General features: G+C 40.2%; 11 protein-coding genes and 1 pseudogene. 3 read left to right on the forward strand and 9 right to left on the reverse strand.

Annotated elements, in window-relative coordinates; genetic code table 11:
• The first annotated feature begins 5 nt into the window (after nt 1-5).
• Entirely contained in the window at nt 6-2,042 is a 2,037-nt protein-coding gene (locus tag OMU_RS03080; protein WP_016178502.1) for an FAD-dependent oxidoreductase, read from the forward strand.
• A gap of 43 nt (nt 2,043-2,085) precedes the next feature.
• Here OMU_RS03080 and OMU_RS03085 read toward each other — a convergent pair whose 3' ends face one another.
• The 5 genes from OMU_RS03085 to OMU_RS03105 all read right to left on the reverse strand — a co-directional run bounded on the left by OMU_RS03085 (nt 2,086) and on the right by OMU_RS03105 (nt 8,564).
• On the reverse strand, nt 2,086-2,904 hold the full coding sequence (locus OMU_RS03085; RefSeq protein ID WP_016178503.1) for a histidine phosphatase family protein: 819 nt from the start codon (nt 2,902-2,904) through the stop codon (nt 2,086-2,088).
• A 226-nt stretch (nt 2,905-3,130) separates the two neighbouring features.
• On the reverse strand, nt 3,131-4,549 hold the full coding sequence (locus tag OMU_RS03090; RefSeq protein ID WP_016178504.1) for a glycoside hydrolase family 1 protein: 1,419 nt from the start codon (nt 4,547-4,549) through the stop codon (nt 3,131-3,133).
• Between the two features lie 196 nt (nt 4,550-4,745).
• The gene (locus OMU_RS03095; protein ID WP_016178505.1) at nt 4,746-5,492 is read right to left on the reverse strand and encodes a MerR family transcriptional regulator; all 747 of its coding nucleotides are present in this window, start codon (nt 5,490-5,492) and stop codon (nt 4,746-4,748) included.
• Complete coding sequence (locus OMU_RS03100) at nt 5,489-7,474, reverse strand: HelD family protein (protein ID WP_016178506.1); 1,986 nt, start codon at nt 7,472-7,474, stop codon at nt 5,489-5,491. Before OMU_RS03100 ends, OMU_RS03095 begins: the two co-directional genes overlap by 4 nt.
• Before the next feature lie 454 nt (nt 7,475-7,928).
• Nucleotides 7,929-8,564, reverse strand: coding sequence for a DUF2922 family protein (locus OMU_RS03105; protein ID WP_016178507.1), 636 nt, complete (start codon nt 8,562-8,564; stop codon nt 7,929-7,931).
• A gap of 615 nt (nt 8,565-9,179) precedes the next feature.
• Here OMU_RS03105 and OMU_RS03110 point away from each other — a divergent pair.
• A pseudogene (locus OMU_RS03110) lies at nt 9,180-9,707 on the forward strand (histidine phosphatase family protein); the annotation flags it as partial.
• 312 nt (nt 9,708-10,019) lie between these two features.
• Here the strand turns inward: OMU_RS03110 and OMU_RS03120 are convergent.
• The 4 genes from OMU_RS03120 to OMU_RS03135 all read right to left on the reverse strand — a co-directional run bounded on the left by OMU_RS03120 (nt 10,020) and on the right by OMU_RS03135 (nt 15,274).
• Complete coding sequence (locus OMU_RS03120) at nt 10,020-11,453, reverse strand: family 1 glycosylhydrolase (RefSeq protein WP_016178510.1); 1,434 nt, start codon at nt 11,451-11,453, stop codon at nt 10,020-10,022.
• 18 nt (nt 11,454-11,471) lie between these two features.
• The gene (locus OMU_RS03125) at nt 11,472-13,316 is read right to left on the reverse strand and encodes a beta-glucoside-specific PTS transporter subunit IIABC (RefSeq protein WP_016178511.1); all 1,845 of its coding nucleotides are present in this window, start codon (nt 13,314-13,316) and stop codon (nt 11,472-11,474) included.
• A 1-nt stretch (nt 13,317) separates the two neighbouring features.
• Complete coding sequence (locus OMU_RS03130; RefSeq protein WP_016178512.1) at nt 13,318-14,178, reverse strand: PRD domain-containing protein; 861 nt, start codon at nt 14,176-14,178, stop codon at nt 13,318-13,320.
• A gap of 214 nt (nt 14,179-14,392) precedes the next feature.
• Entirely contained in the window at nt 14,393-15,274 is an 882-nt protein-coding gene (locus tag OMU_RS03135) for a DMT family transporter (RefSeq protein WP_016178513.1), read from the reverse strand.
• 113 nt (nt 15,275-15,387) lie between these two features.
• Between OMU_RS03135 and pdxR the strand changes: the two genes are divergently transcribed.
• On the forward strand, nt 15,388-16,800 hold the full coding sequence (gene pdxR, locus OMU_RS03140) for a MocR-like pyridoxine biosynthesis transcription factor PdxR (RefSeq protein WP_016178514.1): 1,413 nt from the start codon (nt 15,388-15,390) through the stop codon (nt 16,798-16,800).
• The last annotated feature ends 4 nt before the right edge of the window (nt 16,801-16,804 follow it).

A 16,804-nucleotide genomic window follows, 5' to 3' on the forward strand; every position in this document is an offset into this window, starting at 1 on the left:
ATTGTATGACGTCAAAATTTGAAAGTTTGTTTTCCCCTTTGAAAATTGGTCCTGTTGAAATTCCTAATCGGATCGCCATGATGCCTATGGGTGTCTTTTCCCCGCGCTTGCTGAATATGGAAACAATTGCTTATACCAAAGAAGGAGCCGACTACTACATCGAAAGAGCCAAAGGCGGCACAGGCTTGATCATTACTGGCTTGATGCCGGTGGTAAACAATATGGGCTTTTGTATTCTAAGTAATCCTGAAGGTTATGTCAGAGATATGAAATATTTAATGGATGGTGTTCATGAAGCTGGCGGGAAAGTATTTGTCCAACTAACGGCGTTGACTGGTCGTGCCAATCATGGTTTAGTCGGTATCTGCCCTGCTCCTGCATCCATCCAAAACGTTTGGGACCCGACAAAAACCGATCGTGGCATGTCGAAAGAAGAAATCAAAGAATATATTGAAAACTTTGCCAAAGGAGCAAAATTGGTTCAAGAGGCTGGTGGTGACGGTGTTGAAATCCACGCGGTCCACGAAGGCTATCTGCTGGATCAATTCGCGATTTCCTTCTTTAACCGACGCACTGATGAATACGGCGGATCGTTAGAAAATCGGCTGCGGATCATCAGAGAAATCGTTGAAGCTATCAAGGGTGCCTGCGGGCCGGACTTCCCTGTTTCAATGCGTTACAGTGTGAAAAGCTATGTCAAAGCCTTTAACCGCGGCGCGATTCCAGGAGAAGAATTTGAAGAAAGGGGCCGTGACTACGAAGAATCTTTCATTGTGGCAAAAAAATTAGAAGAATTCGGCTACGATATGCTGAACTGTGACAACGGCAGCTATGACTCCTGGTTCTGGGCTCATCCGCCAATGTATATGCCAAAAGCCTGCAATTTAGAAGATGTGATGAAGGTCAAAGAGGTCGTTTCGATTCCAGTCGCTTGTGCCGGCAGATTTGATGATCCAGCATTAGCCGATCAGGTAATTGCCGAAGGAAAACTAGATATTATGGGGATGGGACGTCCATTATTGGCTGATCCATATGCGCCTGTGAAATTCTCCCAAGGTCGCTTAGACGATGTGCGCCCATGTATTTATTGTCATCAAGGCTGCTTGGGAAGGATTTTCCAATTCAAGGATATCTCCTGTGCAGTCAATCCAGCTTGTGGACGAGAAAAAAGCTATGCCTTAACTCCTGCTGCGAAAAAGAAAAAAATCTTAGTCGTTGGCGGCGGGCTTGGTGGGATGGAAGCGGCTCGCGTTGCGGCGATTCGCGGACACGCCGTTGATTTGTATGAAAAAACCGACCAGTTAGGCGGTGTATTTGTTGCTGCGGCAACGCCTGATTTCAAAGAGGATGATCGGCATTTACTGGATTGGTACAAGAAACAAATGAATGATCTAATGATAAATATTCATCTGAACAGCGAGGTTTCACCTGAACAGACACAAACCTATGATGAAGTATTTGTTGCCACTGGTGCAAATGAACGCCGGTTAGATACTCCAGGCTTTGACAGTGAGCGCGTGACCTACGCTATTGATGCCTTGCGCTACAAAGAAATCAACGGAGAAAACGTAATAGTGGTAGGCGGCGGCTTAACCGGCTGTGAAATCGCTTATGATTTAGCTAAAAAAGGGAAAAAGGTCACTATCATCGAAGCCAGCGAAACAATCTTGAATGCCTTTGGTTTGTCCGCTGCCAACTACAATATGATGATGGAGCTGTTAGATTACTACCAAGTAACTGTTTTGAAAAATTCAGTTGTTGATAAATTTGCCGATGGTACAGCGTATGTAACAGAAACAGTCAAAAACTATCCAAATGTCGCAAATCGTGCGCAGCACATGTTTGCTCTCGGTGTTCAAGGAATGCCAAAGGCTCATGAGATTCCAGCCGATAACATTATTATTTCTGTCGGCTACACTCCAGATGATGCGTTATATCAAGCAATTCAGGCAGACCATGTTCATTTGATTGGTGACGCGAAAAAACCGACAAATGTAATGGACGCCATTTGGGAAGCTTATGAAGCAGCAATGAATGTGTAATTAAACGTTAAAAGGGAAGCTGCAATGACTTCCCTTTTAACATTTATTTTTCGTTTGTTCCAGCTTCTGCGTAGGCTGTATTTCCAACTTCTTTTACTTTGAACTTCCCATCTTTATAAACGATTTTGGTAACACTGGCATTCGCTAGCTGACCGCCTTCTGGAGTTTCCTCTGTCATATTCGAGATCATTGATAATATAGACATTCCATGGGCAACAACGAGAACATTTCCGCCTCCATCTTCGGCAGTTTCCTCAGCAATTTCTGTTAGTTCCTTTTGCATCCGTTGTCTAACACCGTCCCACTCTTCAGACATCCCCGATTTATCGATTTTTTTCAACGCACTCAGCATTTCTGGAACAGTGGCTTCTCCAGAACTGATAGCTTTCATGAAGTCTTCATATGAATTATAGCCTAATTCTTTTCCAGCATCTCCCCACATCACTTCATCGTGTTCGCCTTCATAGGACCCAAAACAAACTTCTCGCAAATTTTTACTTTCTTTCACTTGAAGATCAGATTGTCCATTATTTTTAAGCGCTAGTCTTGCAGTCTCACGTGCACGGCCAGCATCGCTTGAATATGCTGATTTAAAGGTAATCTTCTTTTCCTTCAACCCTTTCCCTAGTTGTTCGGCAACCTTCACACCGTCATCAGTCAACGGTGTATCTGACCAGCCTTGCGCCCGATGGACCGTATTAAACATAGTCTTTCCATGACGTGTCACGTATAACACTACTTCGTCAGTTTTGTCTGTACTCGCATTTGAAACGCTTGTCTTGGCTCCACTGGTACTACAGCCAGTCAGCATCAATAAAATGATCGCCAACAAACTAAAAATCCCTTTGAAATTCTTACGCATTTCTTTTTTCTCTCCTTACATGGCTAATTGATTTTTATCACTAATAGTTTCCAATAGAATGAATGTCCCACTTCTTCCCCCTCTCCAAAAAAGAAAACCCGATGACGGCACGACAAATAAGCGTACACATCATCAGGTTTAGCTTGCACATAGACAATCACTATCCATCAGAAATTATTAATTAACACGAATTTTTCAGCAGTCCTAAATAAGACCTGAGTAAAAACTACGTTAAATCTGCTCCATTTGTCGCAACGACTTTTTTGTACCAATAGAAGCTGTCCTTTCGGCTGCGGTCAAAGGTCCCATTGCCCTCATCATCTTTGTCAACATAAATGAAACCATAACGTTTTGACATTTCACCCGTTCCGCCAGAAACCAAATCAATACAGCCCCATGGTGTATAGCCGATCAAATCGACACCGTCCTCCACTGCTTTGTTCATTTCTTCAATGTGACGACGAATATAATCAATCCGATAATCATCATGAATCGTTCCGTCTTCCTCCACTTTGTCCACCGCGCCTAATCCATTCTCCACGATCATCAATGGAATTTCATAACGATCATATAATTCGTTCAAGGTAAAGCGTAAACCAACTGGATCAATCTGCCAGCCCCATTCACTGGTTTCCAGATAATTATTTTTCACACCGCCAAACAGGTTTCCGCCAACGCGGTCATCACTTTCTTCAATGTTGGCAGTCACACAGCTGGTCATGTAATAAGAGAAAGTGTAGTAATCCACCGTTCCTGCTTTTAAAATTGCCTCATCGTCCGCTTCAAAGGTTACATTGATGTTGTGCTTCTTGAAGTAGCTCTTCATATAATACGGATATTTTCCTTTAACCTGAACATCGCCGCAGAACCAATTCAGTTTTTTGACCAGCTCTTGATTGGCTAACGCATCTTCTGGCTTACAGGTCAGCGGATACATTGTCATATAAGCCAGCATACAGCCAATCTGAAAATCAGGATTGATTTCATGTCCTACTTTGACCGCTTTAGCATTCGCAATAAACATATGATGAAGCGCTTGGAACCGACGCTCTTCATTGTCTTCTTCGTCTAAGATCCCTAATAAATTTCTACCACCTAAAGGCAGCGTACCAAAGTTGATCTCATTGAAGGTTAGCCAATATTTGACCTTGTCTTTATAACGTTCAAACAACGTCGTCGCATACTTCACAAAAAAATCAATCGTCTGACGATTTGCAAAACCGCCATAGTTTTCAGCCAGCGCATAAGGCAGCTCAAAATGACAAATCGTGACTAATGGCTCGATCCCATACTTTTTACATTCATCAAAGACCTTGTCGTAAAAAGCTAAGCCTGCTTCATTTGGCTCCTGCTCATCTCCTTTTGGAAAAATCCGTGACCAGGCAATGCTTAAACGAAAGACTTTGAAGCCCATCTCCGCAAACAATGCGATGTCCTCTTTATAACGATGGTAAAAATCAATTCCGTCATGACTTGGATAATAACTATCTTCTTCAATTGTTGGCGTCATCACTCGATACTGTTTTCTTCCGCCTGAACGCATGTGATCCTGAATACTCGCACCCTTTCCGTCAACATCCCAGGCACCTTCACATTGATTTGCGGCCGTTGCCCCGCCCCATAAAAAATCTTTTGGAAAAGTCATTTGTGCTTCCTCGTTTCATTTAAATTTGGTGTAATTACAGCCTAAAAACGCCAAAAACCTGTCGACAAATAAGCGTTCCTCACGCTTGATTTATCAACAGGTTTAGCTTGCTAAATGCAATCACTATCCATTTGATTATTCTTCTAAAAAGAATTATAGCACTTCGCTTTTCAAAAATGCAAACGCTTTTTTGCTATTAGTTATTAAAAAAACGCTTTTGCATATCAGCCACCTGCTTTTTCAGTTCACAGGCATTGGATTTAGCCTTTTCCAATGAATCAATCAGGTTATCGCAAGCGGTAATAATGCTGTCATCTGGATCTAACGGGTTCAATAATCGCTTGATATCCTGCTTTTCTTGATCAATCGCATTCAGCATACGCAGAATCGCCGCCAAAGAATACTTCGCTGATCGTAGGGTTCGAATAATCTTCAAACGCTTGATATCCTCACCATCATAGACACGATAGTTATTTTTACTTCTTTTAATTGTCAGCAATCCGTTACGCTCCCAGTTTCGCAGAGCCTCAGAAGTAACGCCTAAATACTCGGCAGTTTCTCGACGTGTGAAACAAACAGCATCTTCTTCAGCTTTTCCAGCCAGAATATCTTCTACTACATGAATCACGTCGTTTGCATTCGCGATCTCCTGATCCACCAATTTCAAATAGCGATCCAACAGCGATTGTGCTTCGGCAAAATCATAACGAGCCACAGCCTTGACCATATCAACCATCAAAATTCGCAGCCCTGATTGCAGGACTTCAATCTGAAAGGCAACCTGGGCAATTTTGATCGTCTCAATATGATAATCGGTAAACACACGATAGCCGTTGGCGGCTCTAGGAGGAATAGGAATCAGCCCCCATTCCTCGTAGCGGCGAATCGTGTTAGGATGCAGCCCGACAATAGCGGCTACTTCGGAAGTGCGATAGGTTTTCATTGAAAATCCTTTCCATCATTTATTAAAAGCGTTAGCTCATGCAGAGCTCTCGAACAGCTGGTGTAAAGCAGTGTACTTTTTTGTGTCAGTTGACTCGAACGGATATCCGGCAAAATAACCTGATCAAATTCCAACCCTTTGGCAAATTGTGTAGTGGTTACGATAATGCCTTCCGCAATCTTTTTTGTATTTTTTTCAAAGCGAATCAGCTGTTCGTCGGGAAAATCGGCCTCAAGCCTTTCTACTTCCTGCCAGTTCTGACAAATTATACCACAAGATTTGAACGTACTTGCTTTAAAATCGGCCAGCTTTTGCGCGAGCATGTTCTTACTATACTCAAGCACTTCAACTTCCTTGCCGTGACGCTGTACCGGCTGAATCTCCTCCTCGTCAATAAAACGTTTGGCGAAATTCATGATCTCAAAGCTAGAGCGATAACTAGTCTGAAACTTCAATAATCGTGATTGTGGCAGATTTTTTTGAACTTCTGCTAGAAAATTTGAATCACTTGCAATCAACGACTGATGAATGTCTCCGCAAATCGTTTTCGGGCACGGAAACAGGCGCTCGAGCGTCACTAACTGCAGCAAGGAGTAATCCTGCATCTCATCAATTACTAAATGCTGAATCTGTTTGTTCGGCTTAATCCCGGCAATCATTAATTTGAAGAATAAATAGGGAAATAGATCCGAATAATTGATGCGATTTTTTTCAGACGCATGCTCCAAGTGATTCGTGGCTAGAAAGTGATAATAATCCGACAAACTTCCGATAGTATTGAGACGTTTCTTGAAAAGCTGTTCGAGCGTTTTGGCAAAGGATTCACGACTTATTTCTGAAACACGTTCGCTTAAAAGCTTCGTAATTTCTTGAATCAGTTCGACGAGACTCTTTTCTGATTGCTGATCAACGAAGCGTTTGATTTCTGCTGCTGAAATATGATAATTGTCAAGCTTAATTTCTGCTGAATACAGTCGTGCCTTCAATTGTTCAAGATGCGTTTGAAGCAGCTCGTAGAATTCCCTAGACTGCTTATATTTGTAGTTTTCAGCCTGTTTGGAATTGGGATTTTCTAGTGCTGCCTTCAATTCGTCGTGGCGATCGGACACCTGATATTTTTCTTCAATAAACATGGTGCCTAATTTGACAATGTCAATTTGCGGCAGCTCTTCTTCACCTAATTCTGGCAAAACTGTTGCGATGTAATCCGCGAATACTTGATTAGGCGAGACAATCAGAATATCAGAAGCATCCAGCTCCTCTTTTTTCTGATAAAGCAAATAGGCCATCCGATGAAGCGCGATAGAAGTTTTCCCTGATCCGGCTACCCCTTGAATAATCAAATTTTTAGTTTTCGTGTCTCTGATCGCCTGATTCTGTTCCTTTTGAATCGTGTGAATGATGGTTTTCATTTCATTGGAGGTACTCTTCCCCAGCTCTCGCATCAGAAGCTCATCATTGATGGCATCATTTGTATCTACTACAAAGCTGATCGCGCCATTTTTAATTTCAAATTGTCGTTTCAAACGTAATTGACCGTAAAATTTGCGTTGATGGGATTCGTAATAGGCCTCACCAAGCGAAAAATCATAATAAAGCGAAGAAATTGGTGCCCGCCAATCATAGATCAGCTGTTCTCCATAGCGATCCGCAAATCCATATCGACCAATGTAAAAGTCCTCTACCTCCTCTTCATCGTCAAATTGAAATGCAATTTTACTGAAGTAAGGAGTTTGCTTTTGATAGTTCAGTTTCTTTAATACATTTGCCTCTAAAACACTTCGGCTATCAAGAAATTTTAAATTTTGCTGGTGATTATAAACCTCATATTTATCTAGCTCATTTTTGTAATCAATTGTATAATGCTTCAACTCTTTATAATTGTCTTCATTGGTGTTCAGGGCAGCCTCAACCTCTGTGATTTTTTGTTTAAGCTGGTGCGTCACTTCTGCTAAATAGTTCTTTTCAGTAGTCGTGTCCATCTAATCCTCCCCTTTCATCAGACCTCATCTTAACAAACTCCAACAGGGTTGGTGTTATAGTGGAGGGTTTGAAAATAAAAAAACACCAGAAAATAGACTTATTGGTTAATGACAAGTGATTATATGATAAATAATTAATGACTGAATGAATGGTATAAATTCTAAACCATTGTTAAAACGCACCGCAGGTCAATAAAAAACAGACCTAAAATCGTCATAGATCTGCTTCGCTTCATTTTTAATTAATTGCCTATCAAGGTAAATACGGATGCAGAAAACATCGGTGGCTATAGGCATGATGAGTAGTCCTATAATTATGAATAAATAATTGATTTTAAGCTATTTGTGCTCCTCTTCTAACAGCTACAAAATTAGACACGCAAATAAGCGATCACTCAACCATGCGACTCGCCAATTTATTTTTTCTTCGACTTGGATGAACACCAACGTTGGATTATTGATTCCTATGTTTTTTGAAGCGCTCTAACAGTTTTCGTTTTGTTTTGTTGATTTTTTTCTTTTGTTCTATCTGTGTACTGTTCTTTTTAGTTGTAGCATCAGGCTTAGAGGACGTTTCATTTACGGAAGTCTCCACTGGTTCGGACGAATCCGTTTTTTCACTAGTCTCTTCATAGTATAGTTCTTCCAAAAGAGCTTCTTCTGGCAAAATATTTGCAAACATTGCCTGCAATTCTTTATCAGACATAGCGGTAAGATCCAGTCCTCGTGGTAAAACGACCTCTATTTGTTTGATCCCATCACCGGCTTCTTCGGTAACCTTCATGGTTATACCTTCTTCGATATCCGAAACGTCAGCTTGATTCCCTGCTGGAATTTGGGCAGACTCCTCCGTGGCATCCATTATTCCGGCTGTTACATCGAAAATTTGCTTCTCAGTCATTTCTACAAATTTCCCGCTAACAACCTTTTGGAATAGCTTCACTCCATCTTTTTCGAATAAGTTTAATTTAGTCATTTTTTCTAATAAAGCTTTGATCTCATCGACAGATTTATTGGGATCGGTATTTTTGAATTTCCAGCGATGATTTTTTCCTTCACTATTTTCAAATACGACAATTAACATGCGCATCAATCGTGCTCCTCTCAGGCTATTCTTTTTATAGGTATTTCCGGCTAAGCAATAAAGTTATAGTTAAAGCTATTTTAAAAGATAAGGATCGTTCCTTTTCATAGCTAAACAATTTCTACAGACACACCTTTTCTACTAACAAATAAAATTTAATACCAACCTGTAAACGTTGTCAACGGCATAATTTTTTTATGTCTACTAATAAGAGTGATTCACAAGTGAACAAGAGTGAACTGGAGATGTCCATCTGAAAATAGAGAAAAAGAAAATTTTTTTTGATTATTAAAGTTAAAAAAATAAGAAAATCATTTTCAAAAAAATGCGTACTCTAAAAGCTAATTGCCTATTCTTCTGGCTTGTTCATTACAAACAGTCTAATCGTTACCGTTCATTCGCAAAAAAAATGCTGACACGAATTCTTCCCTTCTGCTGTACTTGGCGTTGTATGACAGCCTATTCTCCCGGTTTAGTATGAGCCCTAAAAAAGTAATGCACTGCCAGATTCAATTTGATACTATTTAGATAATGAATAATTGGAGGGCTAAAATGATAAAGAAACTATATTTGATGCGCCATGGAGAAACACTATTTAATGTCTAAAAAAAAGTCCAAGGTGCCTGTGACTCACCCTTAACTGAAAAAGGCATCCAACAAGCAAAACTAGCCCGAGACTTTTTTCAAGAAAATGGCATTAAATTTGATCATCTTTACGCCTCTACCCAAGAACGAGCGTGCGACACATTAGAGATTATTTCTGAAAGTAAAGAATACCAACGACTGAAAGGGCTTAAGGAAATGAATCATGGATTGTATGAGGGAGAACCACAATTTTTACAGCCGGATGGCGCCGAATACTTCGAAACCTTTTATTCGCAATTTGGTGGAGAATCCCTATCGGCTGTGCAAAAGCGAGTAAGTTCTACCTTGCACTACATTATGGCAATTGACGATCATCAGCAGGTCTTAGCTGTCTCACATAATGGGGCTTGTGTCAGCTTTTTGCAAACACTTCAGCAGGAAAACAAGGATGAGTTGATTCGGGCTTATCCAAATTGCGCAATCTTCATCTTCAATTATATGGATAAGCAATTCGAATTAGTGGATATCATTGATCCAGTGATGAAGGAAAGCATCTTATGCTAAAAAAGGTTAGAATAAAAGGAATCAGCTTCAAGAATAATAAGGAAACTCCGAAATTTGCCAAGAAACACAGTAACGTAGGAGCTAATGTTGAACGGTCCGTACCCGATGTTTTTAAATTTTTTTATGAAATTTCTGCTTATTTCCCGAATAAGCTGCTTCTTAAACATCATTTGTTCAGAAAAAAGAGCTGTGACAAGAATTTTGTCACAGCTCCTCCGATTTCTATTGTTTTGTTAGACAAACGAGTACTACTTCCACCAATGTTTTTAGTAATTACGATAAGCCGGCTAGACCAGCAATAATTCCTATTTTTTACAGCTCCTCCCCATTGGTCTCAATTAGATTTTTATACCAATAGAATGAATCTTTCGGCGATCTAGCTAGATCACCCGTCCCGTCATCATGCTTATTAACATAAATAAAGCCGTAGCGTTTCCGCATTTCCCCTGTTGTGGCACTGACCAAATCAATCGGTCCCCACATTAAGTAGCCAAAGCAATCAACTTTATCCTCTTCTACCGCTCTTTTTAGCTCACTTAAATGTTTTTGCAGGTAGTCAATACGATAGTCATCATGAACGGACCCATCTGCTCCAACCTCATCGTAAGCTCCTAAGCCATTTTCACAGATAATGATGGGTAAGCCATATCTCCGATACGTGTAATTTAATAAATATCTCAACCCAATCGGATCAATGCCCCATCCCCATTTGCTTTTTTCGATATAGGGATTCTGCACACCGCCAAACAGTGATTCTTCATCAATTTCTCCGCCTTCATAGCGAGTAACCTCTGTCATATAGTAGTTCATGCCGATGTAATCCAGCTTGCCTTCAGCAAAAGCCTGCTTATCTTCCTCAGTCATTCCTATATCGATATCCATGTCCGCATACTCTCTTAGCTTATACTTAGGAAATTCTCCATTACACATCGCATCAATCTGATAGAAATCACGATCCATATCCTTGAAGGCATTCATAACATTGATTGGATCACAGTTCACTGGGTATTTTGGTGTGATTCCAAATACACAGCCGACGTGACTCGTCGGATCAAGCTGATGGATCAATTTTGTTGCTCTGACACCGGCTAAAGTCATATTGTAGCCGATTACTGCTAGGATTTCTTTTTTATTTCCTTCTAGCTCACTATATTTTAGACCTGATAAAATATAGGTGAACATATCCGACGCTTCTGTTTGCGGATCGATATGGTTCATTTCATTGAAGGTTACCCAATACTTGACTTTGCCCTTCAAAGCATTAACCATCGTTTCGACAAACTTCAAATAGAAATCGATGACTTGACAATTTTTCCATGAGTCATATTTAGTCACCAAATTTATCGGTAATTCAAAATGATACAGAGTGATAATCGGTTCGATGTTGTACCTCAATAATTCATTAACAACGTTTTGGTAAAAGTCGATCCCTGCTTGATTCGGCTCGACATCATCACCATTTGGATAGATTCGCGACCAATCAATGGATATTCGTAAGCTCTTAAAGCCCATTTCTCCAAACAGCTTGATATCTTCTTTATAGCGATGATAAAAGTCGATTCCCTCGTGAGATGGGTAATGTCTGCCCGCTTCGGTCGTTTTAGTATATTCTCGCGGCGTCGTCACTGATCCTGAGGTGGCAAAATCCATAATCGCCGGACCTTTACCATCTTCTTGCCACGCGCCCTCTAGTTGATGAGCAGCGATACTGCCGCCCCATAAAAAATCTTTCGTTAATTTTGTCACTTTTTTTGCCTCCTTTTTTTAAACAACAACTGTCAGACAGTCCTCTTTACTGTTTAGATCACTGTCACTTGATGGCAACACATCTAAATAATCAGCCGTATTCGTGATTACTGTAATAACGACTGGATCATAGCCCTCACTCCGAATCCCGGACATATCAGCCTTCAAAATCTTGTCGCCGACTGAAACCTTATCGCCTTGTTTGACGAATGTTTCGAAATATTTTCCATCGAGTTCGACAGTATTGATTCCAATATGGATCAAAATTTCCACACCGTATTCGGTTTTGATCCCGATCGCGTGATTGGTTGGAAACAGACTGACGACTTCACCATTTACTGGAGCAGTAATTGTGTCTTCTTCCGGTTCAATCCCTAGTCCTTTTCCTAAAGCAGAAGACGAAAAGGCTTTATCATTCACGTTACTCAATGCAACATTTTTTCCTTTAACAGGGGCTTTGATTAATAATTTTGTCACAGCTTCCGCATCGTTTTCAATCGGCTCCGTTGTTTTTGCTTCGAGCTTGTCATCAGCAGGAATTCCTAGGATAAATCCGGCCACAAGAGCACCGATAAAGCCGATAATTACAGCGATCAACATCATATAGAAGTTTCGGTAATTATTTTCGCCAATAAATGACCCTAATCCAAATAATGACACAGGTGCATACCCGACGACCTTCATCAAACCAGCAAACAATCCGCCTAATCCCCCACCAATCATAACTGCGATATATGGCCGGCGATATTTGACGAACACCCCATAAAGAGCTGGCTCAGTTACTCCCATAAACGCGCTAAAGGCGGTCGTCCCAAACAATTGTTTTTGCTTCTTGTCTTTCGAACGGAAGAAATATCCTAATACAGCACCGCAGACGGCGATATCAGAAATGATCCAGGCAGGTGTAAAGACTGGATCGTAGCCCATGGTCGCATAAGAATTCATAAAGATCGGAATAATAAAGTTTCCGGCTCCGATCGTGATCAAAAACGGCTGTAACGCTGCGTATAACATGAGTACCATCCAATTACCGAAAGTATTTCCGATAAATTCGAAAATAAAGTTTAAGCCATCACCGATGTATGTGCCTAAAGGTCCAAAAAGAATCAGCGTAACTGGCAATGTAACAATCAAAATCAATACCGGATTAAAGAAATATTGCAGCGCTTTCGGCATGATTTTCTCTAATGCTTTTGTCACGTATTTCATGAAAATGATGCTTAAAATAATCGGAAAGAACGAATTAGAATACGTCGTTTCGGGCAAATTGAAGCCCAGAAAATCCAAGCCCTTAGCACCATTGATGGTATCAGACATCAAGGTTAAGGCAACCGTAACGGCCAGATATTCATTTACTCCTAATTGACGCGCAAAAGGAATCGCGATCAAGACTGGCAGGAAGAAAAACACTGATTGACGAATCGCATCTAAGATCAAATAGGTTGAACTTTCCGCAGATACAAATCCGGTTAACGAAATCAATGATAAGATACCAGCTAGTAGCCCGGCCGACATAATTGGTACTAGGATCGGCCCCATTGATTCAGACAGAATTCTTAGCGCCATCGTGACAAATTTTTCTTTCTCACCTGATCCGGAGTGCTTGTCCTCGCCACTTAAACCTAAAATCTGATTCATCTCAGGACGAATATCCTGTACTTGGGTGCCAATGATAACTTGATACGCCACGTCATTTGATACCACATCGATCACATCCGGCAGCTCTTTGATTTTCTCAGTTTTAGCTAGGCTGCGATCCTTTAATTTAAAACGTAAACGTGTCATACAATTTGCGACGCTTTGAATATTTTCTTTACCGCCGACCAATTCGATCAGCTGGTTGCAAAATTCTTGATATTTCATATTAATCTCCCTCTTCTCGTTTTGTGACCCGTTGAATGTGAAGCATTAAATAAGCTTCCTCATCCTCGGACAATTCTTTTTCAAATGTGTCTCGGACATAGATACGGATCTTATTGACACAGCTATAAGCTTCTGGATAAAGTTTGCGAATTTGTCGATTGAGCTCAGTCTCATTTGATGTAAACGCCTCGTTTTTAAACATTCGGACGATGAAATACTGTAAATGAGTCACTAACCGAATATAGTTGATACTGTCTTCTTCAAAACCCAAATGGTAATGATACTTAATAATAGATAGAATATCCCGAACAGCTTCCATCATCTTCATCATGTGGTCATCTTCGCTGCCTTTGGTTTGCAGGTTAATAAAATGCAGTGCAATTGATACCGCTTCTTCGTTCGGGCAGCTCATTCCTGTCACTTTTTCGATCATTTCCACTGCGTGAAGCCCGATCTTATAGTGATCTGGATAAAATTTTCGAACCTCCCAATCCAGCGGACTCTTGACGATTTGATCCTTTTTTAAACGTTTGATAGCAAAATCAATATGATCTAGCAAGGCTAAATACAGATAATCAGAGACATCCTTCTGAATGACTTTCTCCCCATATTCAATCGTTTCAGTGACGATCTGAAGGTATTCTTCTTTGGTATTAGAAAGTAAATAGCTGAAATGCTCTAATTTATCATGGGAATCTAGGACGTAAGTTTTTTGAATATCCTTTTCCTCAATGGTATCCCCGACTTTTCTTTTGAAAGCGACACCCTTTGAATAGACGATCACTTCGTTCCCCCGAGTTTGGTTATTGCTCCCTTTTTTTACAATGGCTACATTATTGTTCAAAATTTGACTGATAATCATGTTTTCCCTCCTTTCAAACAAAAAAACTCAAATTACCTAAGGATAGCGTATTTATCCTAAGGTAATTTGAGTTCTGCCTGCATGATCAGTAACATACTCAAAGCAGCAACTACCACCGTTGCTTTGATTTAAGTTTTCTCATCATCATTGTAAGGGAGATTTTTTCCAATGTCAACGTTTTCTTTGGCTTTGTATAGCTAATCACTTAAAGAATCTATCGCTTAGTCTGGTATTGCCCTTTAACAAAAAATACCCCTAGCATAACAATGATAATCCCTATAATTTCCTTTAGAGACAAGTGTTCAGAAAAAATAAAAAACGAATAAATAGAAGCAATAACCGGTTGGCAAAGACAAACAATCGTCGACAAGTTTACATTCAGCTTTCCTTGACAATGAGCCAATAAATTATGGCCAATCACCTGCAGGCAGAGTGTTAAGCCCAACAACGGAGCTATTTCAGCAGCTCCTTTTGGAATTTGAATCCCTTCTGTTACTAAGGCTACGATACCAAGTGTGATCCCACTGCCAATTCCGTTGACCAGCATAATGACACTGCTTTGATAACGATCCCGCAAGCGATAGGAAATCAATAAAAAGCCGGCGTAGAAAATCGAAGCACAAAACGCTAACAGATCACCTACATAACTTTCCGGCGTTGGATCAAGTTTCCCTCCTAAAAGAATAAAGACCCCGATCAATGTAATACTAGCTCCGACCAGAAAAAATTTTGATGCTCTTTCCTTAAACAAAAAGTAGGAAGCAGGAATAACCGTAAAAGGTGTCAAATTAGTCAGCAAGTTAGCGTTAGCCACAGACGTATAACTAAATGACAGATTCCAAAGGGCAATATCTCCTGCTAAAAAAACACCCGCTGCACCTAAGATCAAGATGTCCTTTTTAGTCAGTGCTTTTAATTGCTTATATGTAAATGGTAATAATATGGGTAGCGAAAAAAGAATTCGATAAAACCCAGTGCTTATTGGCGGCAAACTGCTGAGCTTTACAAAAATCCCTCCGGTTGCTAAAAAAGCAATAGCAATTAGTTCGACAAAAACATCCTTTGTATCATTGGTACGGTCTGTTACACGATCCATTTTCTTCTCCTCCAACATTATCTAAACTGTTAAGGAGTATGATATACTGATATTGGTACCATAAGAAGATCCACTAATCAAAAAAAGAAGAGGTCCACTAAAGGAGAAGAACGATGATTTATTTAGATCGCCAAAGTAAAATACCTTTGTATTCGCAGATATACGATCAAATCAAACGGGATATTCTGAACGGAAATCTTAAAGAAGAAGAACTATTGATTGGTAGCAGGGCTTTTGCGGATGTGCTGGGGGTTAGTCGAAATACGGTGAATACTGCCTACAGCCAATTGATTGCAGAAGGCTATGTTGTTTCAGTAAAGGGTACCGGCTTACGTGTCAGACAAGTGCCTAGTCTTGCGATTAAAAAAGAGAGCATTAAAAAAAGCAGCCCAGCTTCTATAAATCATGAAAAAACGAACTCCAAGATTGTTTACGACCTGACTAACAGCAGTCAAACCAGCGATCTATTTCCTAAAAAGCTTTGGAAGCGTTACACAGTTGAATGTCTTGACTTTCTTACAGATGAATCAAAATTAGCCTCCTATCAGGAAAAGCAGGGAGAACTTTATTTAAGGAAAAACTTGCTTACTTATTTGAGGAAAATACGAGGAGTTCACTGTGAGGAGCGTCAAATCGTTATTACCTGTGGGCTACAGCAGTCTCTTGACTATTTGTGTAAATTGATTGCTTGTGATCAGCAAACATTCTTAATGGAAGAACCAGGTTTTGATCGAGCCAGTGCGGTGTTTAAGATGAACAAGATTAAGATTAAAACTGTTCCGATTGATGAAAATGGCTTGATTGTTGCCGATCTTCCTTATAACAATAATATTCGTGCGATCTATACGACGCCTTCTCATCAATTTCCAACAGGAACAACTCTGACCATTGATCGTCGCTACAAATTGCTAGAATGGGCAGAAAGAAATGATTCTTTTATTCTTGAGGATGATTTTGATAGCGAATTACGCTATTACTCCAAACCGATCCCTGCTTTGCAATCGATTGATGAGAATGATCGCGTCGTTTATTTAGGTACATTTTCTAAGACTTTGTCTCCTTCAATTCGGATGGGTTACATGATATTGCCGCCGCATTTATGTCAACGATATTTAGAACTATTCGAACCATATAATAGTACGGTCCCTTTACTTAATCAATATGTTGTCGCACGTCTGATTGAAACAGGTCATTATGAACGACACATTCGCCGCCTGAATCAGACCTTTCGAAAGCGTCTGGAACAATTCACAAAAGAGCTGGACGATGTCAAAGATAAAATCAAAATATCTAGCAATGGGAGTGGGCAATATTTTCTTCTAACCTTCACACAGCCTGTCGAACAAAGTCAATTGATCGACTCCGCATTGAATCACGGTGTAAAAGTCTATTCAACAATGAAATTTTGGCAGGAAAAAGCAGCTTGTCCGCCTAATACCTTATTTCTAGGCTTTAGTAAAATTGACCTAGTGGATATTCCAGATTGCGTCGCTCGATTAAAGCAAGCCTGGTCAAAATGGCTGTAACTTG

The sequence above is a fragment of the Enterococcus avium ATCC 14025 genome, assembly GCF_000406965.1.
Taxonomy (GTDB): domain Bacteria; phylum Bacillota; class Bacilli; order Lactobacillales; family Enterococcaceae; genus Enterococcus_A; species Enterococcus_A avium.